This is a genomic window from Actinoplanes sp. NPDC051851 (genome assembly GCF_040681165.1).
Lineage (GTDB): Bacteria > Actinomycetota > Actinomycetes > Mycobacteriales > Micromonosporaceae > Actinoplanes.
Genome location: NZ_JBFAYF010000021.1, coordinates 109,791 through 132,777, shown reverse-complemented (window position 1 = coordinate 132,777; position 22,987 = coordinate 109,791). Strand labels below are relative to the sequence as shown.

21 protein-coding genes are annotated in these 22,987 nt (G+C 71.0%); 8 read left to right on the top strand and 13 right to left on the bottom strand.

Features of this window, described 5'->3' with window-relative positions:
• Positions 1 to 48: 48 nt before the first annotated feature.
• Genes AB0M08_RS21440 through AB0M08_RS21420 form a run of 5 tightly spaced genes read right to left on the bottom strand, consistent with a single transcriptional unit; the run spans position 49 to position 4,285 of the window.
• Positions 49 to 1,272, bottom strand: coding sequence for a CoA transferase (locus tag AB0M08_RS21440; RefSeq protein ID WP_364495798.1), 1,224 nt, complete (start codon positions 1,270 to 1,272; stop codon positions 49 to 51).
• On the bottom strand, positions 1,269 to 2,417 hold the full coding sequence (locus AB0M08_RS21435; RefSeq protein ID WP_364495795.1) for a thiolase family protein: 1,149 nt from the start codon (positions 2,415 to 2,417) through the stop codon (positions 1,269 to 1,271). The genes AB0M08_RS21440 and AB0M08_RS21435 overlap by 4 nt, the downstream gene beginning before the upstream one ends.
• Positions 2,410 to 2,805, bottom strand: coding sequence for an OB-fold domain-containing protein (locus AB0M08_RS21430; RefSeq protein ID WP_364495793.1), 396 nt, complete (start codon positions 2,803 to 2,805; stop codon positions 2,410 to 2,412). Before AB0M08_RS21430 ends, AB0M08_RS21435 begins: the two co-directional genes overlap by 8 nt.
• A complete protein-coding gene (locus tag AB0M08_RS21425; RefSeq protein WP_364495790.1) occupies positions 2,802 to 3,011 on the bottom strand; it encodes a ferredoxin in 210 nt (69 codons plus the stop codon). Before AB0M08_RS21425 ends, AB0M08_RS21430 begins: the two co-directional genes overlap by 4 nt.
• Positions 3,011 to 4,285, bottom strand: coding sequence for a cytochrome P450 (locus AB0M08_RS21420; protein WP_364495787.1), 1,275 nt, complete (start codon positions 4,283 to 4,285; stop codon positions 3,011 to 3,013). Before AB0M08_RS21420 ends, AB0M08_RS21425 begins: the two co-directional genes overlap by 1 nt.
• Before the next feature lie 212 nt (positions 4,286 to 4,497).
• On the opposite strand from AB0M08_RS21420, the gene AB0M08_RS21415 reads away from it, so the two are divergent.
• A complete protein-coding gene (locus AB0M08_RS21415) occupies positions 4,498 to 5,472 on the top strand; it encodes a cyclase family protein (RefSeq protein ID WP_364495785.1) in 975 nt (324 codons plus the stop codon).
• Between the two features lie 185 nt (positions 5,473 to 5,657).
• On the opposite strand, the gene AB0M08_RS21410 is transcribed toward AB0M08_RS21415, so the two are convergent.
• On the bottom strand, positions 5,658 to 6,608 hold the full coding sequence (locus AB0M08_RS21410; protein ID WP_364495782.1) for an SDR family NAD(P)-dependent oxidoreductase: 951 nt from the start codon (positions 6,606 to 6,608) through the stop codon (positions 5,658 to 5,660).
• Positions 6,609 to 6,747: 139 nt separating this feature from the next.
• Here AB0M08_RS21410 and AB0M08_RS21405 point away from each other — a divergent pair, with 139 nt between their 5' ends.
• Positions 6,748 to 8,652, top strand: coding sequence for an NAD(P)/FAD-dependent oxidoreductase (locus AB0M08_RS21405; RefSeq protein WP_364495780.1), 1,905 nt, complete (start codon positions 6,748 to 6,750; stop codon positions 8,650 to 8,652).
• A gap of 8 nt (positions 8,653 to 8,660) precedes the next feature.
• Here the strand turns inward: AB0M08_RS21405 and AB0M08_RS21400 are convergent, their stop codons facing one another.
• Positions 8,661 to 9,614 (bottom strand): WYL domain-containing protein, encoded by a 954-nt coding sequence (locus AB0M08_RS21400; RefSeq protein ID WP_364495777.1) that lies wholly within the window; start codon positions 9,612 to 9,614, stop codon positions 8,661 to 8,663.
• An 85-nt stretch (positions 9,615 to 9,699) separates the two neighbouring features.
• On the opposite strand from AB0M08_RS21400, the gene AB0M08_RS21395 reads away from it, so the two are divergent.
• Both AB0M08_RS21395 and AB0M08_RS21390 read left to right on the top strand, forming a co-directional pair.
• On the top strand, positions 9,700 to 11,427 hold the full coding sequence (locus AB0M08_RS21395) for an ABC transporter ATP-binding protein (RefSeq protein ID WP_364495775.1): 1,728 nt from the start codon (positions 9,700 to 9,702) through the stop codon (positions 11,425 to 11,427).
• Entirely contained in the window at positions 11,424 to 13,223 is a 1,800-nt protein-coding gene (locus AB0M08_RS21390) for an ABC transporter ATP-binding protein (protein WP_364495772.1), read from the top strand. Before AB0M08_RS21395 ends, AB0M08_RS21390 begins: the two co-directional genes overlap by 4 nt.
• Here AB0M08_RS21390 and AB0M08_RS21385 read toward each other — a convergent pair.
• The 5 genes from AB0M08_RS21385 to AB0M08_RS21365 all read right to left on the bottom strand — a co-directional run bounded on the left by AB0M08_RS21385 (position 13,177) and on the right by AB0M08_RS21365 (position 17,053).
• Positions 13,177 to 13,986 (bottom strand): IclR family transcriptional regulator, encoded by an 810-nt coding sequence (locus AB0M08_RS21385; protein ID WP_364495769.1) that lies wholly within the window; start codon positions 13,984 to 13,986, stop codon positions 13,177 to 13,179. The genes AB0M08_RS21390 and AB0M08_RS21385 overlap by 47 nt on opposite strands.
• A 66-nt stretch (positions 13,987 to 14,052) precedes the next feature.
• A complete protein-coding gene (locus AB0M08_RS21380) occupies positions 14,053 to 15,351 on the bottom strand; it encodes an FAD-dependent oxidoreductase (protein ID WP_364495766.1) in 1,299 nt (432 codons plus the stop codon).
• Positions 15,348 to 15,671, bottom strand: coding sequence for a ferredoxin (gene fdxA, locus AB0M08_RS21375; protein ID WP_364495763.1), 324 nt, complete (start codon positions 15,669 to 15,671; stop codon positions 15,348 to 15,350). The genes AB0M08_RS21380 and fdxA overlap by 4 nt, the downstream gene beginning before the upstream one ends.
• A gap of 3 nt (positions 15,672 to 15,674) precedes the next feature.
• Complete coding sequence (locus tag AB0M08_RS21370; RefSeq protein WP_364495828.1) at positions 15,675 to 15,878, bottom strand: ferredoxin; 204 nt, start codon at positions 15,876 to 15,878, stop codon at positions 15,675 to 15,677.
• A 2-nt stretch (positions 15,879 to 15,880) separates the two neighbouring features.
• Positions 15,881 to 17,053, bottom strand: coding sequence for a cytochrome P450 (locus AB0M08_RS21365; RefSeq protein ID WP_364495760.1), 1,173 nt, complete (start codon positions 17,051 to 17,053; stop codon positions 15,881 to 15,883).
• Positions 17,054 to 17,167: 114 nt separating this feature from the next.
• On the opposite strand from AB0M08_RS21365, the gene AB0M08_RS21360 reads away from it, so the two are divergent.
• Positions 17,168 to 17,737: a helix-turn-helix domain-containing protein gene (locus AB0M08_RS21360; protein ID WP_364495758.1), complete on the top strand. Its 570-nt coding sequence runs from the start codon at positions 17,168 to 17,170 to the stop codon at positions 17,735 to 17,737.
• 10 nt (positions 17,738 to 17,747) lie between these two features.
• Here AB0M08_RS21360 and AB0M08_RS21355 read toward each other — a convergent pair whose 3' ends face one another.
• Positions 17,748 to 19,148 carry an MFS transporter gene (locus AB0M08_RS21355; protein ID WP_364495755.1) on the bottom strand — a complete coding sequence of 467 codons (1,401 nt, stop codon included), beginning with the start codon at positions 19,146 to 19,148 and terminating at the stop codon, positions 17,748 to 17,750.
• A 209-nt stretch (positions 19,149 to 19,357) separates the two neighbouring features.
• Here AB0M08_RS21355 and AB0M08_RS21350 point away from each other — a divergent pair, with 209 nt between their 5' ends.
• The 3 genes from AB0M08_RS21350 to mftD all read left to right on the top strand — a co-directional run bounded on the left by AB0M08_RS21350 (position 19,358) and on the right by mftD (position 22,963).
• Complete coding sequence (locus tag AB0M08_RS21350) at positions 19,358 to 20,839, top strand: aldehyde dehydrogenase (RefSeq protein WP_364495752.1); 1,482 nt, start codon at positions 19,358 to 19,360, stop codon at positions 20,837 to 20,839.
• A gap of 15 nt (positions 20,840 to 20,854) precedes the next feature.
• On the top strand, positions 20,855 to 21,712 hold the full coding sequence (locus AB0M08_RS21345; protein ID WP_364495749.1) for a mycofactocin-coupled SDR family oxidoreductase: 858 nt from the start codon (positions 20,855 to 20,857) through the stop codon (positions 21,710 to 21,712).
• An 84-nt stretch (positions 21,713 to 21,796) separates the two neighbouring features.
• A complete protein-coding gene (gene mftD / locus AB0M08_RS21340; RefSeq protein ID WP_364495746.1) occupies positions 21,797 to 22,963 on the top strand; it encodes a pre-mycofactocin synthase MftD in 1,167 nt (388 codons plus the stop codon).
• Positions 22,964 to 22,987 lie beyond the last annotated feature (24 nt).

Here is a 22,987-nt window from a genome sequence, read left to right as displayed (position 1 = left end):
GAAAGGAGGCCCGGCTTCGCGCCGGGCCTCCTTTCTCCCGTATAGGCCTCAGGCGACCCGCTCGGCGAGCGCATCGGCGAAGACCACCCGGTCGGCGATCATCGCGTCCACCTCCGACTCGGAGAAGCCCAGCTCACCGACGAGGATGCCGGCCGTGTCCGCGCCCAGTGCCGGCGGATAACCCGGCTCGACGTCGGCGGTGCCGACGAACCGGATCGGTGTCGCGACGTTCTCGAACGACGCGCCCTCCCCCTTCACCTCGATCAGGCTGCCGTCCCCGGCCGCGCGCGCGTCGGCGAGTGCCTCCAGGACGTTCTTCACCGGCGCCGCCGGAACCGACGCCGCGGCGAGCGCCTCCACCCAGTCGCCCGCCGGCCGGGTCGCAAACCGCGCTTCCAGTACGGCCCACAACTGCTCCTTGTGGCGCAGCCGCCCGGCGGCGTCGGCGAACCGCGGGTCCGCGATCAGCTCGTCCACGCCCAGCACCCGGCAGAGCCCCTCCCACATGCGCGGGGTGTTCGCGGTGACGACCAGTTCCCGGCCGTCGCCGCCCCGGAACGAGCGGTAGGTGGCGATCGAGTCGTGCCCGGCGCCCTGCGGCTCGGGTGCCACTCCGTTGAGGTCGGTGTAGAGCGCCTGGTAGGAGAGCATCGCAAGCTGCCCGCGCAGCATCGACACGTCGATGATCCGGCCCGCGCCGGTCTCGTGGCGTGCCTGCAGGGCGGCGAGTACGCCGATCACCGCGTAGAGCCCGGCCACCACGTCACCGGCCGGGATCCCGAGCCGCGCGGCCGGGGCGCCGGGGTGTCCGTTCAGGCTCATCACGCCGCTGAGCGCCTGCACGATCATGTCGTACGCCGGGCGGTCGCGCAGCTCACCCTCCTGGCCGAAGCCGCTGATCGAGGCCCAGACCAGTCCGGGGCGCTCGGCGAGGATCGCGTGCGGGTCGAGGCCGAGGCGCGCCATCACGCCCGGGCGGAAGTTCTCGATGACCACGTCGGCCCCGGCGATCAGGCGCCGGAGCACCTCCAGGCCGCGCGGCGCCTTCAGGTTCAGCGCGATGCTGCGCTTGTTGCGGTTGTTGGCCAGGAAGTACGCGCTGACGCCGAGCACCGTCGGCCCGACGATCGCGCGGCTCGAGTCGCCGTCGAGCGACTCGACCTTGACGACGTCGGCGCCGAGATCGCCGAGCAGCTGGGTCGCGGAGGGCCCGGAGAGGAAGGTGGTCAGGTCGACGACCCGGACCCCGGCCAAGGGCGGTGGCGTGCTCATGCCGCCTCGAAGAGGTGGATCGTGCAGGCGCCGTGGTCGAGCCCGGCGGTGCCGCCGCCGGTGACGTGGGTCGCGGCCCAGCGAGCGCCCGGGATCTGCCGGGCCCCGGCCTCGCCGGTGAGCTGCCAGAACGCCTCGGCGACCTGGGCCACGCCGCTGGCGCCGACCGGGTGGCCCTTGGCGAGCAGCCCGCCGCTCGGGTTGACCACCACGTCGCCGCCGAAGGTGGTCCGGCCGTCGCGCAGCAGGGTGGCGGCGGTGTACTTCTCGGTCAGCCCGAACGCCTCGTAGTAGACCAGTTCGGCGATGGAGAACGCGTCGTGGAACTCGATCATGTCGAGGTCCCGCGGTTCGATGCCCGCCTGCGCGTACGCGTCCCGCGCCGACTGGTAGGTGATCTCCGGTTTGGTCATGTCCCGGAAACCCTCCTCGACCTGCCCGGAGTGCAGCACCGACGCGGCGATCCGGGCGGCGGCACCGGCGTTCAGGCGGTTCCGGGCCCGCGCGGAGGCGAGCACCACGACCGCCGCGCCGTCCCCGGTCGGGCAGCACATCAGCAGGGTCAGCGGGTCGGCGACCGGGCGGGCGGCCAGCACCTGCTCGACGGTCACCTCCTGGCGGAACTGGGCGTACGGGTTCAGCGCCCCGTGCCGGCGGGCCTTCACGCTGACCAGGGCGAGGTCCTCGGCGGTGGCGTCGGTCTCGTACAGGTAGCGGGTGGCCCGCATCGCGTAGACGGCCGGCATCACGATGCCCTGCCGGACCTCGCGGTCCTCGGGTGAGAGCGGCAGTGTCCCACCGCCGAACTGGGTCAGCTTCTCCACGCCGATCACCACGGCGACGTCGATCAGGCCCTGCGCGATCGCGGTGGCGGCCTCGTGTACGGCGGTCGCGCCGCTGGAGCAGGCGTTGTCGACGTTGACGGTCGGGACCGTGCCGAGGCCGATCTCCTTGGTGATGCGCTGGCCGGTCATCATGCCGCCGTACGAGTGGCCCACGTAGACCGCGTCGACGTCGGACTTCTGAATCCCGGCCCGCCGCAGCGCGTCGACGAGCGGGGAGACGGCCAGGCCGACGTACGAGGAACTGCGGTATTTACCGAAAGGGATCATCGACGCGGAGATCACGTACGCGTCCTCAGTCATGCGAGTCTCCTTGCTGGATCACCGGCGTGAAGAACCAGTCGTCGCCGTCGACGCCGAGCTCGACGCGGGCGTCCGGCCACAGCCCGGCGTCGCCCTCGCGCAGGTCGGCGAGGGTACGCACGCCGCCGTCGAGGTCGACGTAGCCGAGGGCGCGCACGCCCTGACCGCCGACGTGCAGCCGGGTGTACGAGTACAGGACCCCGGTGCCCGGCAGCGCGACGCGCGCGACGTTCTGGCCGACGCAGGAGCTGCAGACGACCCGGGTACCGATCATGGTCTGGCCGCAGTCACCGCACCGCGTCCCGGCCAGGCGGCGGCCCTCGGGGAAGTCACCGAGCAGGTCGTCGCTCTCCAGGTCGGCGACGGGGAAGGAGGGGGTGGCGGTCATGAAGCACCTCCGGAGGTGGCACGCGCGATCGCGCGCGTCGGGCAGACGGTGACGGCCATGTCGATCTTGTCGTCGGCGTCCCCGTGCGCGTCGACGACGATCGCCACGCTGATGTCGTCGAGGTCGAAGGTGTTCGGGGCGTAGAACGTGCACTGGCCCGAGCCCATGCACCGGTCCCGGTCGACGGTCAGCTCCTCCGCGGACATCAGGAGAACTCCAGGTGCAGGTGCAGGTGGCCGCGGAACTTGTAGCTCTGCATCAGGTCCCAGTGCCGGTCGCCGGCCGGACCGTGGTGCTTCTCGTCGATGCCGATCCGCGTGGTCCGGGCGAGGAGCCGCTGGATCGAGAAGACCGCCTCGGCGCGGGCCAGCGGCGCTCCCGGGCAGGTGTGGATGCCGCGGCCGAAAGCGAGATGCTGTCGGGCGTTGGCGCGGGTGACCTCGAAGTCGGCCGGGTTGTCGAAGATCCGGGCGTCCCGGCCGGCGGCGCCGTGCAGCAGCAGCACGACCGTGCCGGGGGCCAGGTCGAGCCCGCCGATGCTGGTGGCGACCTTGGTGAGCCGGAAGGAGCCGCGGATCGGGGCCTCGATGCGCAGCACCTCCTCGATGAACTTCGGGACCAGCGCGGGTTCGCGCCGCAGCAGGTCCTGCAGGTCGGGGTCCCCGGCGATCCGGGCGAGCGAGATGCCGAGCAGTTGCACGGTGGTCTCGTTGCCGGCGGCGAAGAGGTTCGACGCGATCCGGGCCACCTGGATCGGCTCGGGCAGGCTGCCGTCCGGGAAGGTGGCCTGGGCCATTCCGGTCAGGATGTCGCCGGTCGGGTTCTCCCGGCGCTCCTCGATCCGGGCCACGAAGTAGTCGTAGAGCCGTTCCAGGCTGTTGTGGCCGGCCTTCTGCAGCTGGAGGTTGCCGAGCACCGGCGCCTCGGTGGCCAGTTGCTCGATGAGCATCGCGTGGTCGGACTCGGGCACGCCGAGCAGGTCGGCGACCGCGAGGATCGCGTACCGCTTGGCGTACCCCCAGATGAACTCGCAGTTCCCGGCCGGGAGCAGCTCGTCGAGGAAGCGGTCGGCCAGCGCCCGGAGGAAGTCCTCGTTCTCCTTCAGCCGCTTCGGCGTGATCAGGCCCATCAGGAGCGCGCGGTGGTCGGTGTGCATCGGCGGGTCGAACGTGACGATCTGGTCGTTGGTCGGGAAGTGGTCCCGGTACTGCTCCAGCAGGTCGGTCAGGTCGTCTCCGGCCAGCTCGACGGGGAGGTCGAGGACCGGGCCGCCGGTGCGGTTGATCGAGGAGTACACCTCCGGCTGGTGGTAGACCTGCAGCGCCTGCTCGTAGCCGGTGACGATGACGACCCCGTACTTCGACTCCCGCCACACCGGGTGGTTGGCCAGCATGTAGTCGAAATAGGGAGCCGAGTCCGCCGCCACCTCGGCGTCGGTGAAGTAGTCGATCCGTGCCGGGTCGATCTCCACTGTGCTCATCCCTGCTCCTCTCCCCTCCGGTCCGGTGCGTTTCACTGTAGCGAACGCCTGTCCTGTTGTGCAGCGTGAACAGAATGGTCCGGCCGCTGCGGCGGTGTCAAGGACCGGGGCACGTTGACAGCGCTCCGGCCGGAGCGGAGAATCCCCGAGACATTCCGTTATAGAGTTCAGCTGTTCGCTTATACGGTACGCACGGCGGAAATGGAGACCCGATGGCTGAGGACCCGCTCGCCCCCTGGCTGCGCGAGATCGCCGACGAACACGACGCCACCCGGCACGCGGAGGGCACCCAGTGCCGCGGCTCCGTGGCCCTGATCGACGAGGCGGCCCGCCTGCGCGGGGTAGCCCAGGTCAGGCTCGGTAGGGCGATCTCCCTGGAGCGCGAGGTGGAGACCCGCCCCGCCCAGCTGGAACGACTCGCCGAGGCCGCCGCCGAGGAGAAGCGGCACTGGCAGGCTCTCGCCCAGGCGGAGCTCCCCGACGGCCACGGCGCGGTCGAGCTGGAGGTCCGGGTCGGCCAGTACGGCCGCAACGTGCACGGCGGCGACGTCATCTCGTACGACGCGCACGGCATCCACAACACCCACCTGGACGGCCTCGCGCACCTCGGCGCGGACGACTCCTGGCACGGCCCGATCCCGGCCGCGAACTCGCAGACCGACGAGGACACCATCGTCCACTGGGCGCAGCACGGCATCGCGACCCGCGGCGTGCTGCTCGACATCCCGGCGGTCCGCGGCGTCGACTGGGTGACCGCGGACCGCCCGGTCACCGGCGCCGACCTGGACGCGGCCCTCGCCGCCACCGGCGTCACCCTGGAGCCCGGCGACGCGCTCATCATCTACCAGGGCCGGGACCGCTTCGAGGCGGCCGGCCACCGCTACACCCCGGGCGCCGTCTTCCAGCCCCGGCCCGGCATCGGCGTGGACGGGGCCTCCTGGATCGCCGCCCACGACCCCGGCCTGGTCCTGTGGGACTTCCACGACGCCCGCAGCAACCCCACGTTCGCCCTCGAGGTGCACGGCCTCATCTACGCGATCGGCCTCTGCCTGATCGACAACAGCCTGCTCGGCCCGGCCGCCGCGGCGCTGCGCGCGGCGGGCACCTCGACCGGCCTGCTGGTGGCCGCACCCACCGCCATCCACCGCTCCACCGGCGTCCTGATCAACCCCCTGCTCCTCTACTGAACGGGATCCGCGCCAGCCAGCCGACCGGCACCGCGCACCCCCGACCAGGCGCGCGACCACGCCGACGCCCTCCTCCGGCAGGTCGCGGCCCGTCAGCGCGGAGCGGCGAGCAGGAGCGCGAAACTCGCGAACAACCATCACTGAGGGTGCTGCGGTGAGGCGGGCGGCCTCACCGCAGCGGACCGTCACGCGGTCGGGTAGAGGTGGGACATGAAGCGGGCGCCCCAGTCCATCGTGCCGGTCGGTACGTAGTAGTCCTTCTCGTCGACGATCTCGTCCCAGTGGGCGACCACGTCCTCGGCGGTGGGCGCGCCCTCGGTGGTGTCCCGCCAGCCCGGCGTGAAGCCGAGGAACCAGCGGCCGAAACGCTTCGCGCCGGCGACCAGGATCTCGCCGTTCACCGCGCAGGACTCGTGGGCCAGGTAGGCGACCATCGGGGAGACGTTCTCGGTCGCCATCGCCGCCGCGCGGGCCGCGTCCATCGGGGTGGCGGTGACCACGTTGGGCTTCGCGGCCGACTCGCTCGGACGGGTCACCGAGTTGGGCGCGACGCAGTTGACCAGGATGCCCTTGGCGGCGCTCCCGAAGGCGAGGCTGCGGGTGAAGCCGATCAGGGCGCCCTTCGCGGTCGCGTACGCCAGGTTGTCGGCCAGGCCTAGCAGACCGGTCGAGGCCGTGGTGATCACCCGGCCGTAACCCTGCTTCTCCATGTACGGCCAGGCCGCGCGCGTGGTGTGCCAGGTGCCGCGCAGGTGGACGTCGAGGGTGCGCTCCAGATTGTCCGCGCCGGCCTGCGGGAACGTCTGCCACTGGGAGATGCCGGCGTTGTTGACCACGATGTCCACCCGGCCGAACTCCCGCACCGCGCCGTCGACCAGCGCGTGGCAGCCCTCCTCGGTGCCGACCGAGTGGGTGTCCGCGATCGCCCGCCCACCGGCCGCGACGATCTCCGCGACCACCTCGTTCGCCGGGCCGGTGTCGCTGCCCACGCCCTCCTTCGAGCCGCCGAAGTCGTTCACCACGACCGTCGCGCCGCGGGCGGCGAGCAGCAGCGCGTGCGCCCGGCCGAGGCCGCGGCCGGCGCCGGTCACGATCGCCACACGGTCGTCGAATCGAAGCTCAGGTGTGCCGGTCATCGGATCTCCTTTTTCTTCACAAGTGCTCAGATCATACAGTGATCCCCAGCTCAGAGCGCCTTCTAATTTTGAGCGCTCTAGCTTATATTTGCCCGCAGAGCGCTGCCGCGGCAGCCAGGACCGAACGAGGGTGACGCCAATGGCAGGGCAGAGCGAGACCGACGTGCTAGTGATCGGTGCCGGTGTCGTCGGCATCTACGCGCTCTACCGCGCGATCGACGCCGGGTTCACGGCGCAGACCCTGGAGGCCGGCGACGGCGTCGGCGGGGTCTGGTACTGGAACCGCTATCCGGAGGCGCGGTTCGACTCGGAGAGCTACACGTACGGCTACATCTTCTCCAAGGAGCTCTTCGACGAGTGGCGCTGGAGCGAGGAGTTCGCCACCCAGCCGGAGATCGAGAACTACCTGAACGTCGTCGTCGACCGCTTCGGCCTGCGCGAGCACATCCGTACCGGGCAGAAGGTCACCTCGGCGGTGTGGGACGAGGCGGCCGGCGTCTGGGTGGTGACGACCGCGACGGGCGACGTCGTCCGGGCGCGCTGGGTGATCTCGGCGACCGGCGGGCTCTCCGTGCCGCACTACCCGGAGATCGACGGGCTGGACGACTTCCGGGGGCAGGCGTACCACACCGGGGCCTGGCCGCACTCCCCGGTGGACTTCGCCGGCAAGCGGGTGGCGATCATCGGCAACGGGCCCAGCGGCGCCCAGTTGCTGCCCGCGATCGTCGACACGGTCGCCGCCGTCGACCTCTACCAGCGCACGCCGACCTGGACCACGCCGCTGAACAACAAGCCGCTCACCGACGAACGCCAGCGGTGGCTCAGCGACAACTGGGACACCGTGGTCTCGGTGCTCAGCACCTCGCCGTCGGGGTTCCTGCACGAGCCGGCCGGGAAGTTCTCCACCGCCGACACCCCGGAGCAGCGGCAGGCGTTCTTCGAGACGATGTGGGCCGCGCCCGGCTTCGGCAAGCTGACCATGAACTACTACGACATGACCACGAACCGGGAGCTCAACCTGGAGTTCTGCGCGTTCCTGGCCGGCAAGATCCGCTCGATCGTGCGGGACCCGGTGACCGCGGAGCGGCTCATCCCGAAGGACCACCTCTTCGGCGCGAAGCGGCCGCCGTTCGTGGCGAACTACTTCGAGTCGTTCAACAGGCCGAACGCCGCGCTGATCTCGCTGCGCGAGACACCGATCGTCCGGGTCGACGCCACCGGCATCGAGACCTCCGAGGCCCATCGTGAGTACGACATCATCGTGTACGCGACCGGCTTCGACTTCGGTACGGGCGCGCTGACCAGGATGGGCGTACGCGGCCGCGACGGACTCGACCTGAGCACCGACTGGGAGGACGGGCCGGCCGACTTCGGCGGGTTCAGCGCGCACCGGCTGCCGAACTTCTTCTTCCCCGGTGGGCCGCACGGCGCGGGCGGCGGCAACTACCCGCGCTACTCCCAGGACCAGGTCGACTGGATCACCGCGACGCTGGTGCACGCACGGGAGCACGGGTTCGACGTCTTCGAGCCCACCGCCGCGCACCAGGACGCCTGGATGACGATGATCGAGACCCTGGCCCCGAAGTCCATCTTCTCGGCCGAGCACAGCCACTACTACGGCGCCAACGTCGCCGGGAAGCCCCGCAGATTCCTGCTCAACCCGGGCGGGCGCGGCAAGCTCCACGAGATGCTCGGCGAGATGACCGCGACCCCGGACTACACCGGCGCGTTCCGGACGACGCCCCGGCGCGAGGCGCTGCTGGCGCTGAGCAACCCGGTCGAGGGCCGCGACGCGGAGTTCCGCGAGTGGTACTGGGGAACCCACATCCCGGAGATCCTCGCCCTGCCCGGTTTCGTGGCCGCCCACCGCTACCAGGTGCCGGAATCGGTCAGCCTCGGCGTGTCACACCGCTACGCCACGCTCTACGAGGTGGCCGGTTCGGCCGACGCGGCCCGCACCCTGCTCTTCACGTCCGGCCTGAGCGCGAGTGACGCCCTGGACGTGTCGACCGCGGTGGTCCTGCCGGTCGTCACCGGAGACTGACTGCCGGCCTACGACGCGTAATGGAGGGCGAGGTCGGTGGCGAGGGCCCGGAGACGGGCCCTCGCCTCGTCGGGGCCGTGCACCGTGACGGCGCTCCCGAACGGCAGCAGCGCGCGGACGTCCTCCAACCGCAGGAACCGGATGGTCACCCGGAGGCCGGTGGTGGACTCCTCCCGGTCGTGCCGGACGAGCCGCCGGCCGAAGAGCCGTTGCGCCCGCTCGATCTGGGCCCGGTCGACGGTGGCGCTGACCTCGATCACGTGGCCGTCCGCCCACTGATCGGTGAGCGCCGCGGCGACGGTGGCCAGGGTCTGGTTCTCGCGGATCCGCCGTGGCTGGTCGACCTCCTCCCACGTGATGATCCGTTCGAGGCGGTACATCCACGGCACGCGGGCGGAGTCGGCGACGAGGTACCAGACGCCGGCCTTGGCGAACAGCCCGTAGGGGTCCACGACCAGGTCGCGCGGGCACGCCTCGCGGGGGCTGGCGTACTCGATCCGGAGCCGGCGACCGCGCCGCACGGAGCCGATCAGCGCGGCCGGAGCCGGGCCGGAGGTCTGTCTCTGCAGCCAGGGACGGCTGTCCACGTGTACGACGTCGGGGAGCGGCAGGAGCGCGGAAACGCGACGTGACCGCGTCGCGGCGATCTTGGCGAGCGCCCGCCGGCTCTCGGCCGACGCGTCGAGCTCCGCGCGCTGCTTCTCGTCCAGGCCGAGGAGCGAGAGATGGTCACGCTCGCCGGGCGTGAGCCGCGTGAGGTCGAGCCCGGACCCGGGCAGCATGGTCACACCGCCGAGGCGGCCCCGGTGCGCGGTCACCGGCAGACCGGCGTCGCGGAGCCAGTTCAGGTCCCGGGTGACGGTGCGCTGGGAGACCCCGAGCGACGACGCGAGTTCCTGTGTGGTCGCGCCGTCCCGGGATTCGAGCAACAGCATCAGGGCGAAGAAACGGTCCGGGGTCACCCCTCAAGTCTTCCAAGCAATGGCGACACGATGCGGCGCATATTCCGGCCAGGCTGGTCGGCGCGTACCCAGGAAAGGTTGGTTCATGCGTCTCGTCCGTGATCAGATCGCCCGGCATCGACGGTGGTTCGCCGGTGTGATCGTCTTCCAGCTGGTCAGTGTCGTCGCCACCCTGTATCTGCCGACGATCAACGCGGACCTGATCGACAACGGTCTACTGCGCGCGGATGTCGGGCACATCCGGACGGCCGGCGGGTGGATGGTGGTCATCAGCGTCGTCCAGCTGCTGGCCGCGGTGATCTCGTCCTATCTGGGGACCCGCGCCGCCACCGGCGCCGCGCACGACCTGCGGTCGGACGTCTACGACAGAATCGCTACGTTCTCCCGCCGGGAACATCAGGACTTCGGTACGCCGACGCTGATCACCCGCAGCACCGACGACGTGCAGCAGATACAGGAGTTCCTCTTCACCTTCGGCACGGTGGCGGTCGCCGCGCCGATCACGGTGCTGGGCGGGACGTATCTGGCGTTGCGGACGGACACCGGCCTCTCCTGCCTGATCGTCGTGGCGGTCGTCGTACTGGGTGCGGCGACGGCGATGATCCTTCGCTGGATGACGGGGGTGTCGCGCCGGATGCAGGACCGCCTGGACGCGGTCAACCGGATCGTGCGCGAGCAGTTGATGGGACTCCCGGTGATCCGTGCGTTCACCCGCGAGCGCTTCGAGGCCGAACGGTTCGGGCGGGTGAACGACGAGCTGGCGGCGGCGACACGGTCGATGGGGCGGCTGAGGGGTACGTTCGTTCCGGTCGTCATGCTGATCACCGACCTGTCGATCGTGGCCGTGGTGTGGTTCGGTGGCCACCGGGTCGCGTCGGGGCATCTGCCGATCGGCGGTCTGACCGCCTACGTCACCTACCTGGTCCTGATCCTCGGGGCGGCCATGATGGCCGCCTCGGGGATGATGATGTCGCCCCGGGTGATGGTCGCGGCGGAACGTGTCCAGGCGGTACTCGACACCACTGCGGCGCTCCGGCCGCCGGGTGTACCCACCGGCTCGGTCCCGATCCGCGGTGAGGTGGAGCTCCGCGGCGTCACGCTGCGCTACCCCGGTGCCGAGGCCGACGTCCTGTCCGATATCGACCTGCGGGTCGAGCCCGGCGGCACGGTGGCGATCGTCGGGTCGATGGGTGCCGGCAAGACGACCCTGCTGTCGATCGTCGCGCGGCTTCTGGACGCGACCTCCGGATCCGTCCGGCTGGACGGCGCCGACCTGCGCACCCTCGATCCCGCCGTGCTGCGCGGCCGGCTCGCGATCGTCCCGCAACGGTCGCTGCTCTTCCGCGGTACGGTCGCCGACAACCTGCGCCTGGCCCGGCCGGACGCCACGGACAGCGAGCTCTGGGAGGCGCTGGAGGTCGCGCAGGCACGCGAGTTCGTCGCCGCGATGGACGGCGGGCTCGCGGCCGCGATCGCCCAGGGCGGCGCGAACGTCTCCGGCGGCCAGCGGCAACGGTTGTGCGTCGCCCGCGCTCTCGTCGCCGCCCCGCGTGTCCTCCTGCTCGACGATCCGGTCTCGGCGCTCGACGCGACGACATCCGCGCGGCTCCTGGCGGCGCTGCGCACGGCGACGGCGGGCACGACGTTGCTGCTGGTGTCGCAGCGGCCCGTGGGTGTCCGCGGTGCCGAACGGATCGTGGTGCTCCACGAGGGCCGCGTCGTCGGCGACGGGACACATCGATCGCTGATGGGGAGCTGCGGGACGTACCGGGAGCTCGTGGCCGCGCAGGACGCGATCGGGGTATCGGCGTGAGCCACGGGGAACAGGTTCGGCTCGGCGGAGCCGCGACGCTGCGCCGGCTGGCGGGCCTGTTCCGGCCGGTTCGGATGTCGATGATCGGTTCGTTCGCTCTGGCGGTGGCCGGCGTACTGGCCCACCTGGCCGGCCCGCGGATCTGGGGCGGCGCGATCGATGCGATTCCGGCCGACTTCGATCATGCAGGGCGTCTGCTGCTGACCGCCGCGGGCCTGTACGCCCTCGGCACCGTGGCGGGTTTCGCCCAGCAGAGCATCCAGTACGGTGCGATCGCCCGGGTGATGCGGACGCTGCGGCACGAGGTCGAGGAGAAGCTCCACCGGCTGCCGGTCCGCTACCTCCGCGACGCGTCGCGCGGCGAACTGCTGTCACGGATGACCAACGACATCGACAACGTCTCGACCGCGCTCACCCAGACGCTGACCGGGTTGCTCTTCGCCCTGCTCATGATCGTCGGTGTGGTGGCCATGATGCTGAGCATCTCCCCACTGCTGACGCTGCTGGCGTCGATCGCGATACCGCTGACCTTCGCCGTCGGGACCGTGGTGGCCAGGCGCGGCCAACGGCTCTTCGATGACCAGTGGCGATCGACCGGAGAACTCAACGCGCACCTCGAGGAGTCCTACTCCGGCCACGAGATCGTCACCGTGTTCGACCGCGGAGGCGCGTTCCGCGAGACGTTCGCGACCAGGAACGCCGAGGTCCGCAGAGCGAGCGATCTCGCGCAGTTCGTGTCCGGTCTCCTCGCCCCGCTGGTGCTGTTCGCCGGGAACCTGAGCTACGTGCTGCTCTGCGTCGCCGGCGCCTTCAGCGTGATCGGCGGCCAGCTGACCCTGGGCGGAGTCGTCGCGTTCGTCGCGTACTCACGGCAGTACTCACAGCCGCTCGGAACGCTCGCCTCCCTGTCCACCCTGTTCCAGTCGGGTATCGCGTCGGCCGCCCGCGTGTTCGCCCTGCTCGACGAGGCGGAGGAGGACCCCGCCGGCCGGGACCGGCTGCCGGCCGGGCGGCCGCGCCGGATCACGTTCGAGCACGTGTCGTTCGGCTACGACCGGGAGCCGGTCGTCAAGGACCTCGACCTGGTCGTCGAGCCGGGGCGGACCGCGGCGATCGTCGGCGCGTCGGGCGCCGGGAAGACGACCCTGGTGAGCCTGCTGATGCGGTTCCACGACGTCGGCGGCGGGCGCATCCTCGTCGACGGCAGAGACATCACCTCGGTGTCGCGGGAGGCGTTGCGCTCCGAGATCGGGTTCGTGCCGCAGGAGCCGTGGCTCTTCGGCGGGACCATTCGCGACAACATCGCCTACGGACGGCCGGATGCCACCCGTGCACAGATCGAGCAGGCCGCCGCGGCCTCGGGTGTCAGCCACATCGTGGACGCTCTTCCCCAGGGCTACGACACGGTGGTCGGCGGTGCGGACGGACGCCTGAGCGAGGGCGAGCGACAGCTGATCTGCATCGCGCGCGCGTTCATCGCCGACCCGGCCGTGCTGATCCTCGACGAGGCCACCAGCGCGGTCGACGCGCGCACCGAGCTCCTCCTGCAACGGGCGACCTCGCGGCTGCGGCAGGGCCGCACCTGCCTGGTGATCGCCCATCGGCTCGCCACCATCCGCGACGCCGACGTCATCGTCGTGCTGCGGGACGGCCGGATCGTGGAGCGGGGTACGCACGCGCGACTGGTGCGGGCCGACGGTGAGTACCGCCGGCTCAGCCGGTACGAGGCCGGCGAGCCGGGCGACCGGATCAGCCGGCCAGGTCGGCCGGGGCCATCCGCGGTCCGGCACCGGTGAACCGGCGGGTCAGCACCTCCGCCGAGTGCTTGACCAGGGCGGTCAGCTCGGTGGTCTTGGTGGCGTTGAAACGGGTCTCCGGAATGGTGATGCCGACGTCGCCGATCACCGTGTCGGACGGGCCGGTCACCGGGGCGGCGATGGCGATCGCGCCGTCGATGCGCTCGCCGTGCGAGAGCGCGAAGCCGTCGCGGCGGATCTGGGCCAGACGCTCGGTGAGCGCGTCCGGGTCGACCAGCGTACGGTCGGTGAGCGCCTCCAGCTCGCCGTGCACGATCGCGGACTGGATCTCCTCGGGCAGCACGGCGAGGATCGCCAGGCCGCTGGCGCCCGCGTGCAGCGGCAGCCAGACGCCCTGCGGCACGGTGTAGCGCAGCGGGTGCGACGACTCGACCGAGACCGCGAACATCATCCGGCGGCGCTGCTCGTTGTAGACGGCGAAGAACGACGACTCGCCGCTCTCCTCGCTCAGCTCGGCGAGCACGTCGTTGGCCGCCTCCTTGATCGGGAACCGGGCGTTCGCCGTCCACGCCAGGCGCAGGAACTCCAGGCCGAGCCGGTAGTTGCCGTTCGGCGTACGGGCGACCATGCCGAGCTCCTCGAGGTCGCCGAGCAGCCGGTGGGCCGTGCTGGCGCTGACGCCGAGCCGGCCACCGAGCTCGCGGACGCCGTACATCAGCTCGCCGCTGTCGACCATCAGCGTGAGGATCTCGACGCCGCGGGCCAGGGGATGCCGCTGCCGGTCGTTCGTCTGGGGTTCCACGGCCTGCTCCATCTGTACAACCGAATTGGCATCCTCTTTAAGGAAACAGTAGCAGGCCGAAAAGGGTCAGTGAACGCGGGCGGCGGCGAGCATGTCCTTCCGGTCGTGGAGCTTGACGCGCTCGCGGCCGTGCTCGGCGCCCAGGCCGGCCTCGGCGGCCTCGATGAGACGCCAGCGGGTCCAGTCGACCACCGGCACGCCCCGCGTGGCGAGCAGATCGTCGACCGGTACGGCGACGCGAGGATCGAGCGCCGCGGCGTCCTCCAGCACCGCGGCGACGGTCTCGCTGGCGCACAGCCGGTTCGTGCCGATCACGCCGCTGGGACCGCGCTTGGCCCAGCCGGCCACGTAGAGCCCGCCGACCTCGCCGTTCGCGTCCACCACCCGGGAGTCGCGGTGCGGCACGGTGCCCGCGTCGTCGTCGAGCGGCACGCCGGCCGGCGGCGCGCTGCGATAGCCGACCGCGGGCAGCACCAGCCCGGCGGCGACCTCCTCGACGACGGTGGGGTCGCCGGTGCGGGCGAGCCGCGCGGCGCGAACCGCGGTCTCCCCCACGAAGCCGATCGGCGTACGGTCGAAAAGGAAGCGAATGCGCCGGTCGCGGCCCCGCGGCTCGCGGTCGGCGATCTTCTGCAGCGACGCCAGCAGACGCCGGGCAGCGGGCGTGGCGGGCGAGGCGTGCGCCAGGTCGGCCGGGTCGACGAGGACGTCGGCGCTCTCCACCTCGGCCAGTTCCAGGAGTTCCTTGTTGGTGAACTTGGCGAACTGCGGTCCGCGACGGCCGACCACCACGACCTCGCGGACCGCGTGGCCGGCGAGCGCGTCGACCACGTGCTCGGGGACGTCGGTGCGGCGCAGCTCGTCCGGCGTACGGACCAGCATCCGGGCCACGTCGAGCGCCACGTTGCCGACGCCGACCACCATCGCGGTCTCCGCGGCCAGCACCGAGGGGTCGAAGTCGGCGTCCGGGTGCCCGCTGTACCAGGAGACGAAGTTGCGGGCGGCGAGGACGCCGGTCAGCTCATCGCCCGGGATGCCGAGCCGCCGGTCCAGTGGCGCCCCGGACGCCAGGATCACCGCGTGGTAGCGCTCGCGCAGCTCCTCGACGGTCACGTCCGTGCCGACGGTGACGTTGCCGAGGAAGCGTACGCCCGGGGCCTCGAACGTCTCGGCGAGCGACGCGACGATCGACTTGATCTTCTGATGGTCGGGCGCGACGCCGTACCGGACGAGCCCGAAGGGGGTGGGCAGGCGCTCGAAGACGTCCACCGCCACCGCGCGCTCCGGATCCTCGGTGAGGATCTGGGCGCAGAACAGCCCGGCGGGCCCGGAGCCGACGACGGCGACGCGGAGCGGGCCGGTCATCCCTCCGCCCGGGGCGGCAACTGCGCGACGTACTCGGCGTCGTGGTCGATCCGGCCGAGCTTACGGGCGCCCTTGAGCGGCCCGGTCGCCACGAAGAAGTCGGCGTTGATGTCGAGGAACTTCTCGTCGTCGCCGGTCAGGTCGCCGTCGTAGCGGATCGCCGAGGTCGGGCAGACCTCCTCGCAGGCGCCGCAGTCGATGCACTGGTCGGGGTTGATGTACATCATCCGGCCGCCCTCGTAGATGCAGTCGGCCGGGCAGACCTGGGTGCAGCTCTTGTCCTGGATGTCGACGCAGGCCTGCGTCACCACGAATGTCATCTTCTACTCCGGAGAGGTCAGGGAGAGGGCGCGGCCGGGGCAGACGGTGACGGCCTCACGGGCGCGGGCGATCTCGTCGCCGGCGCCCGGCGTGGGACGGGTCAGGATGACGAGGCCGTCCTCGTCGGACTGGTCGAAGGCGTCCGGGTCGACCAGGACGCACTGTCCGGCACCGACGCAGCGGTCCCGGTCCGCGACGATGCGCACGCTCACCACGCCACCTTCAGCTCGTTGATGCCGTAGTTCGGGCCGTTCTCCTTGAACGGGATCTCCTCGAACGGGACCGCCAGCCGCAGGGTCGGCATCCGCCGCAGCACCGTCGCCAGGACGATCTCCAGCTCCAGGCGGGCGAGGTTCTGGCCCAGGCACTGGTGCGGGCCGAAGCCGAAGGCCAGGTGGTTGCGGGCCAGCCGGGTGAAGTCGAGCTCGTCCGGGTCGGCGAAGACGGTGGCGTCCCGGTTCGCGATGTTGGCCAGGCCGAAGACCGCCTCGCCCTCCCTGATCAGCACGCCGCCGATCTCGACGTCGGTGAGCGCGAGCCGCTGGTGGCCGACCTCGGCGATGGTGAAGTAGCGCAGCAGCTCCTCGACCGCGCCGATGGTGAGGTTCGGGTCGTCCCGCAGGACCTGCAGCTTCTCGCGCCGGTCCAGCAGCGTGGCGATGGCGAGCGAGATCATGTTGGCGGTGGTCTCGTGCCCGGCGATCAGCAGCAGGAAGCCGATCGGGCCGAGGTCCTCGGGCGTGACCCCGGCGGCCAGCTGGCGGCTGAGCAGGTCGTTGCCGGGCTCCTTGACCTTCTGCTGGACCAGGTCGGCGATGTACGCCTTCAGGTTGGTCACCGCCACCACGCGTTCGTCGGGTGTCGCGTCGAAGCGGGAGAAGGTGGCGCTGTTCCGCTGGAAGAAGTCGTGGTCGGCGTAGGGCACCCCGAGCAGTTCGGAGATGACCAGCGACGGGATCGGCAGGGAGAGCGCCTCGACGAGGTCGACGGGCGCCGGGCCGGCCAGCATCGCGTCGATGCTGTCGTCGACCATCTCCTGGATCCGCGGCCGCCAGCGGGCCAGCCGGGACACGGTGAACTCGCCGATCAGCGAGCGCCGCAGCGCGGTGTGCTCGGGCGGGTCCATCTCGATCAGGCCGGGTTTGTAGTCCGGCCCCATGTACGGCTGGTGTGACGGGTGCCGCGGGTCCCGGCGGTCCGAGCTGAACCGGGTGTCCATCAGCATGGCCCGGACGTCCTCGTGCCGGGTGAGGACCCAGACCTTCCGGCCGTCGGGGCGCCGCACCTGGGCGATCGGGGCCTCGGCCTGCAGTCGCACATGATCGGCGGGCGGCCGGTAGGGCTCGGTGCGGGTGAACGAGATCGTCGGTGTCGTCGTCATGGCGGGCTCCTGGGAGGCGCTAAGCTGCAAACGGAATGTCATCGTCCGGTTATCTGGGAGGCTAATCAGATGACCTGGCTCACGGCCATAGTTTTCGACATTGGATTTTAAAAAGTGACGCGAGAGCCAGCGCTGCGCGCGGATGCCCGCCGCAACCACCACCTGATCATCACGACGGCCGCGGCGGTCTTCGCCGAGGACGGCCTGGACGTGCCGATGGAGGCGATCGCCCGCCGGGCCGGGGTCGGCGTCGGCACGCTGTACCGCCGCTTCCCGGACCGCGGCGAGCTGATCGCCGCGGTGGCCGCGCACACCTTCCGCGCGGTGCTGGAGGACGTCCGGGCCGCGGCCGCGGCGGCGCCGACCCCCTGGGACGCCCTCACCCGGCTGCTGTCCGGTTCGGAGAACCTCCGGCTCACCGTCCACCTGGCCTTCCTCTCCCCGCACACCTGGACGCGGGTGCACTCGGCGTCGGAGTCCCGCGAGATCCACGACGAGATGATGGCCGCGCTCGAGACCCTGGTGAACGACGCACGGCGCGAGGGTTCGATCCGTGCGGACGTCGGCACGGAGGAGGTACTGGGTCTGGTGTCGTGGGTGCTCGCGGCGCCGGCGTCCGCGGCGGAGTCCGTCCCGCGCTGGCTGGAACTGGTCCTGGACGGGCTACGCGCTCACCGATATTAAGCTACTGAGATTAAATCAGACGACGTACGGTCGGCGAGGGTGCCCGTCCGGATGAAGAGCGCGACCACGAAGGCCAGCACCGCGCAGACCCCGATGATCGCAAGAGCGTGTCGTAGCTGGCGTGCGTGCTGAACGGGGTGCCCGCGATCAGGTTGCGGGAGAGGATCGCGGTGCCCACGCTGGTGCCCACGGCCGCGAAGGCGTTCTGGGTGACCATGTAGAAGCCGGAGACCTCGCTGGTGTTCTCGCCGTGCACGCCCTCGACGATGAGGTTCGGCAGCGAGCTGAGCATGAAGCCGGTCGCGCAGGTCAGCACCAGCTGGGAGACGATCCACCCGGCGACCGTGTCGAGCAGCAGCGCGGAGAGGATCGCGGCGGCCAGGCCGAACGCCGCGCCGAACAGGAACGCGTTGCGGGACCGGCCGCCCCGGGAGATCCGGCCGCTGAGCGGCGCGATCGCGAACCCGAGCAGGGAGCAGGCGAAGGAGATGTCGCCCGCGACGCCCGCGCTCAGACCCAGGCCGACCGGCGCGATCGTCGGCATCTGCATGACGATCTGGCCCAGGAAACCGGAGATGCCGAGGGTGCCGAAGGAGACCAGCATCGTGACGAGCAGGGTCAGGCCGATCTTGCGCGAGGCGAAGTAGCGGACGTTGAGCAGCGGCTTCTCGGTGTACAGCTCCCAGCCCACCCAGGCCGCCAGCACCAGGAGTCCACCCCCGATGAACGCCCAGGTCTTTCCACTCCCCCAGCCCCAGGTGCTGCTCTCGTTGATGCCGTACATCGCGAGCGCGATGCCGGGGGCGAAGAGGATGCCACCGAGCCAGTCGATCCGGTCGAATCCGGTCCGCTCGACCGCCGGGGGCAGCAGGAACGCCCCGGCCGCGGTGACCAGGGCCAGCGCCAGGGAGACCACGAAGATGTAGTGCCAGCCCCACGCGTCGTAGATGTTGCCGGCCACGATGTTGCCGGCCGCGCCGCCGCACATCGCGGCGCCGGCCACCGTGGCGACCGCGACCGGCAGGTTCTTCGGCGGCAGGTTCTCCCGCAGGATGCCGACGCAGAGCGGCACCAGGCCACCGGCGAGACCCTGGATCGAGCGGCCGGCGATCAGTACGCCGAGGCTGTCGGCGAGCAGGCTGACGACCGAGCCGGCGACCGACGCCAGCAACACGACGATCAGCACGTTGCGGCGACCGAACGCGTCGCCGAGGCGGCCACTGATCGCCGCGGACGCGGCGCCGACCAGCAGGAACCCGGTGAGGATCCAGCCGGCCGAGCTGGGTGTGGCGTGGAACTGCTCGATGATCCCGGGCAGCGCGGTGTACATCATGGTCGCCTCGAACGAGCTGACGACCGCGGCGAGTATCAGGATCACGATGAGGAGCGCCGCCGGACGTGGGGTTCTCATATTCTTCCCCTCTAAAGCGTTTCGTTAAGCAGAACAGCTGATCCATACAACGTGACGAGTGTGTTCGAGGTAACAAACACTGTCAAGCGCGGGTTACAGGGAAGGTCCACTTGTCCTTGACAGCCGCCGACACCCGTCCGATGCTGTTCACATTTCCAATGCAACGCCCGTTCCTTTCAATGGAACGCGTGGCGGCGATCGGAGGCTCAATGTCCAGCCACCTCAGCGCTGACGTGCCGCTGCGGCACCCGGATCGGTTCTTCCTCGACGGGCGATGGGTCACGCCCGCCTCGACGGCGGGCTTCGGCATCGTGGACCCGGCCACGGAGCAGCACTACTACACCGTGTCGCTGGCCGGCGAGGCCGACATGGACCGCGCGATCGGCGCGGCCCGCACCGCCTTCGACCGGACCGGCTGGTCGCTGCTGCCGCCCGCCGAGCGCGCCGCGTGGGTGCACCGGCTCGCCGAGGGGCTGCGCCGCCGCGCCGACGACGCCGGACAGCTCTGGACCCGGCAGGTCGGCGTGCTGCACACCATGGCCGTCGCCTCGATGGCCCGGGTCGGCGCGACCTACGACTTCTACGCCGACCTGGCCGCGGACTTCGACTGGGAGGTCCGGCACACGCCGATGCAGGGCGGTTTCGGCGTCGTGGTCCGCGAGGCGATCGGCGTCGTCGGCGCGATCGTCGCCTGGAACACGCCCGCGTCCCTGATCGCCTACAAGGTCGCCCCGGCCCTGGTCGCCGGCTGCACGGTGGTCGTCAAGGCGCCGCCGGAGGCCCCCGGCGAGGCGTACGTGCTGGCCGAGGTCGCCGAGGAGATCGGGTTGCCGGCCGGCGTGCTCAACGTGCTGACCGCCGACCGGGAGGCCTCCGAGCTTCTGGTCCGCGACCCACGGGTCGACAAGATCGCCTTCACCGGCTCCAGCGCGGTCGGCAAGCGGATCGCGAGCATCTGCGGCGAACGGATCGCCCGGTACACCCTGGAGCTCGGCGGCAAGTCCCCGGCGGTCATCTTCGACGACTACGACCTGGACACCGCCGCCCGGGCGCTCGCCGCCGCCGAGTGCACCCTCAACGGCCAGGTCTGCGCCTCGCTGACCAGGGTGATCGTCACCCGGGACCGGCACGACGCGTTCGCCGAGGCGCTCGGCGCGCACTTCGGCGCGGCGCGGATCGGCAACCCCTTCGACCCGGAGGCGCAGCTCGGCCCCCTCGCGATGGAACGCCAGCGGGACCGGGTGGAGAGCTACATCGCGAAGGGCCTCGCCGACGGCGCGCGCCTGGTCAGCGGCGGCGGCCGGCCGAAGGACTTCGACCGCGGCTTCTACATCGAACCGACCGTCTTCGCCGGCGTCGACAACCTGTCGGCGATCGCCCAGGAGGAGATCTTCGGCCCGGTGCTGAGCGTCATCCCCGCCGACAGCGAGGAGCACGCGCTCGAACTGGCCAATCAGACCGACTTCGGGCTCAACGCCTCGGTCTTCACCAACGACGTCGATCGCGCGTACCACGCCGCACGGCGGATCCGCTCCGGCACGGTCGGGCACAACGGCTTCCGCAGCGACCCACGGATGGGCGTCGGCGGATTCAAGCAGTCCGGCTTCGGCCGCGAGGGAAACCGTGACGGCCTGCTCCCGTACCTGGAGCCCAAGAGCGTGATCCTCGACCAGATCCCCACCGGTTACTGAGCAGGAGAGAAGCACATGTCAGGACGTCTCACGGGCAAAGTCGCCCTCATCACCGGCGCCGCCCGCGGGCAGGGCCGGACCCACGCCGTCCGCCTGGCCCGGGAGGGCGCGGACATCATCGCGGTCGACCTGCCCGGCGCCATCGACACGGTCCCCTACCCACTCGCGACCAAGGACGACCTCGAGGAGACCGTACGCCAGGTCGAGGCCCTCGGCCGCCGCATCGTGACCCACCCGGCCGACGTGCGAGTGCTCGCCGACCTGCGGGCGGCCGTCGACGCGGGCGTGACCGAGCTCGGCCGTCTCGACATCGTGGTCGCCAACGCCGGCATCCTGACCATGGGCACGGACACCGCGAAGGCCTTCCTCGACGTCGTCAACGTGAACCTGGTCGGCGTGCTCAACACGGTGACGGCCGCCGAGCCGCACCTGCCCGACGGCTCCTCGATCGTCCTCACCGGCTCGACCGCCGCGCTGCTGGTCGGCACGGTCGACCGGGGTGGCGCCGGCGGCCTCGGCTACGCGCACGCCAAGCGGCAGGTCGCGCGCCTCGGGCACGACCTGTCCCGGGTCTTCGCGAGCCGCCGGATCCGGGTCAACGTGGTGCACCCGACCAACGTGCGCTCCGGGATGATGGACAACGACTTCATGTACCACGCGTTCCGTCCCGACCTGCCGGAGCCGGCCCGCGAGGACATGATCCCGGCCCTGGTCGACAAGTCGCCGATGGGCGTCCCGTGGCTGGAGCCGTCGGAGATCTCCGAGGCCGTCCTCTACTTCGCCTGCGACGAGTCCCGCTGGGTCACCGGCCAGCAGCTCAAGCTCGACGGCGGCCAGCTCGGCCCGGTCTCCGACGCCGGAGTCCCCGCCTGACCCTGCCCGCTCCCCGAGGCGCCTGCCCTTCAGCAGGCGCCTCTGAAACCATTCATGGCACTCAGTGCTGAAAAAGAGGACCACATGGCGAGCACCAAGGACTGGTTCGAAACGGTCGCAGAGGCACAGCGCAGGGCGAAGAGGCGGCTGCCCAAGGGCGTCTACCTGGCGCTGGTGGCCGGCGCCGAGGCCGGCGTGACGATGGACGACAACGTCGCCGCCTTCAACGAGCTGCGGTTCCGCCCGCACATCGCCGACCTGCCCGCCGAGCGGAGCCTGGCCACCACGGTGATGGGCCTGGACGTGAGCATGCCGGTGCTCATCTCCCCCACCGGCGTGCAGGCCGTGCACCCCGACGGCGAACTGGCCGTCGCCCGGGCCGCCCGCGACGCCGGCACCGCGATCGGGCTCTCCTCGTTCGCCTCCCAGCCGGTCGAGGAGGTCGGCGCGGAGAACGAGAAGATGCTCTTCCAGTCGTACTGGGTGGGCTCCCGCGAGGACGTGCTGGCCCGCGCCGAGCGTGCCCGTGCGGCCGGCGCCAAGGGCCTGATCGTCACCGTCGACTGGGTCTTCGGCTACCGCCGCGACTGGGGCAGCCCCTGGATTCCCGAGAAGATCGACCTCAAGGCCATGATGCGGTACGCCCCACAGGTCGCGCCGAAGCCCGGCTACCTCTGGACCTGGCTGCGCAGCGGCCACCTGCCCGACCTCGGCGTGCCCAACCTCGGCGCCCGCGAGGCCGCCGTACCGACCTTCTTCGGCGCCTACGGCCAGTGGATGGGCTCACCGCAGCCCACCTGGAAGGACCTCGCCTGGCTGCGCGAACAGTGGGGCGGCGCCTTCATGATCAAGGGCATCACCCGGCCGGACGACGCGCGCCGGGCCGTCGACATCGGCGCCACCGCGATCTCCGTCTCCAACCACGGCGGCAACAACCTCGACTCCACGCCCGCCAGCATCCGCAACCTGCCCGGCATCGTGGACGCGGTCGGCGGCGAGATCGAGGTGCTGCTCGACGGCGGCATCCGGCGCGGCGGCGACGTGGTCAAGGCCCTGGCGCTCGGCGCGAAGGCCGTCATGATCGGCCGCGCGTACCTCTGGGGCCTGGCCGCCGGCGGACAGCGCGGCGTCACCAACGTCCTGGAGATCATGCGCCAGGGCATCAGCGAGACCCTGCTCGGCCTGGGCCGATCGTCCGTGCACGAGGTGAACCGCGACGACGTCATCGTCCCTTCAGGCTTCGCCCTTTAAACCCTTTCAAACCCCTTTCGGGTA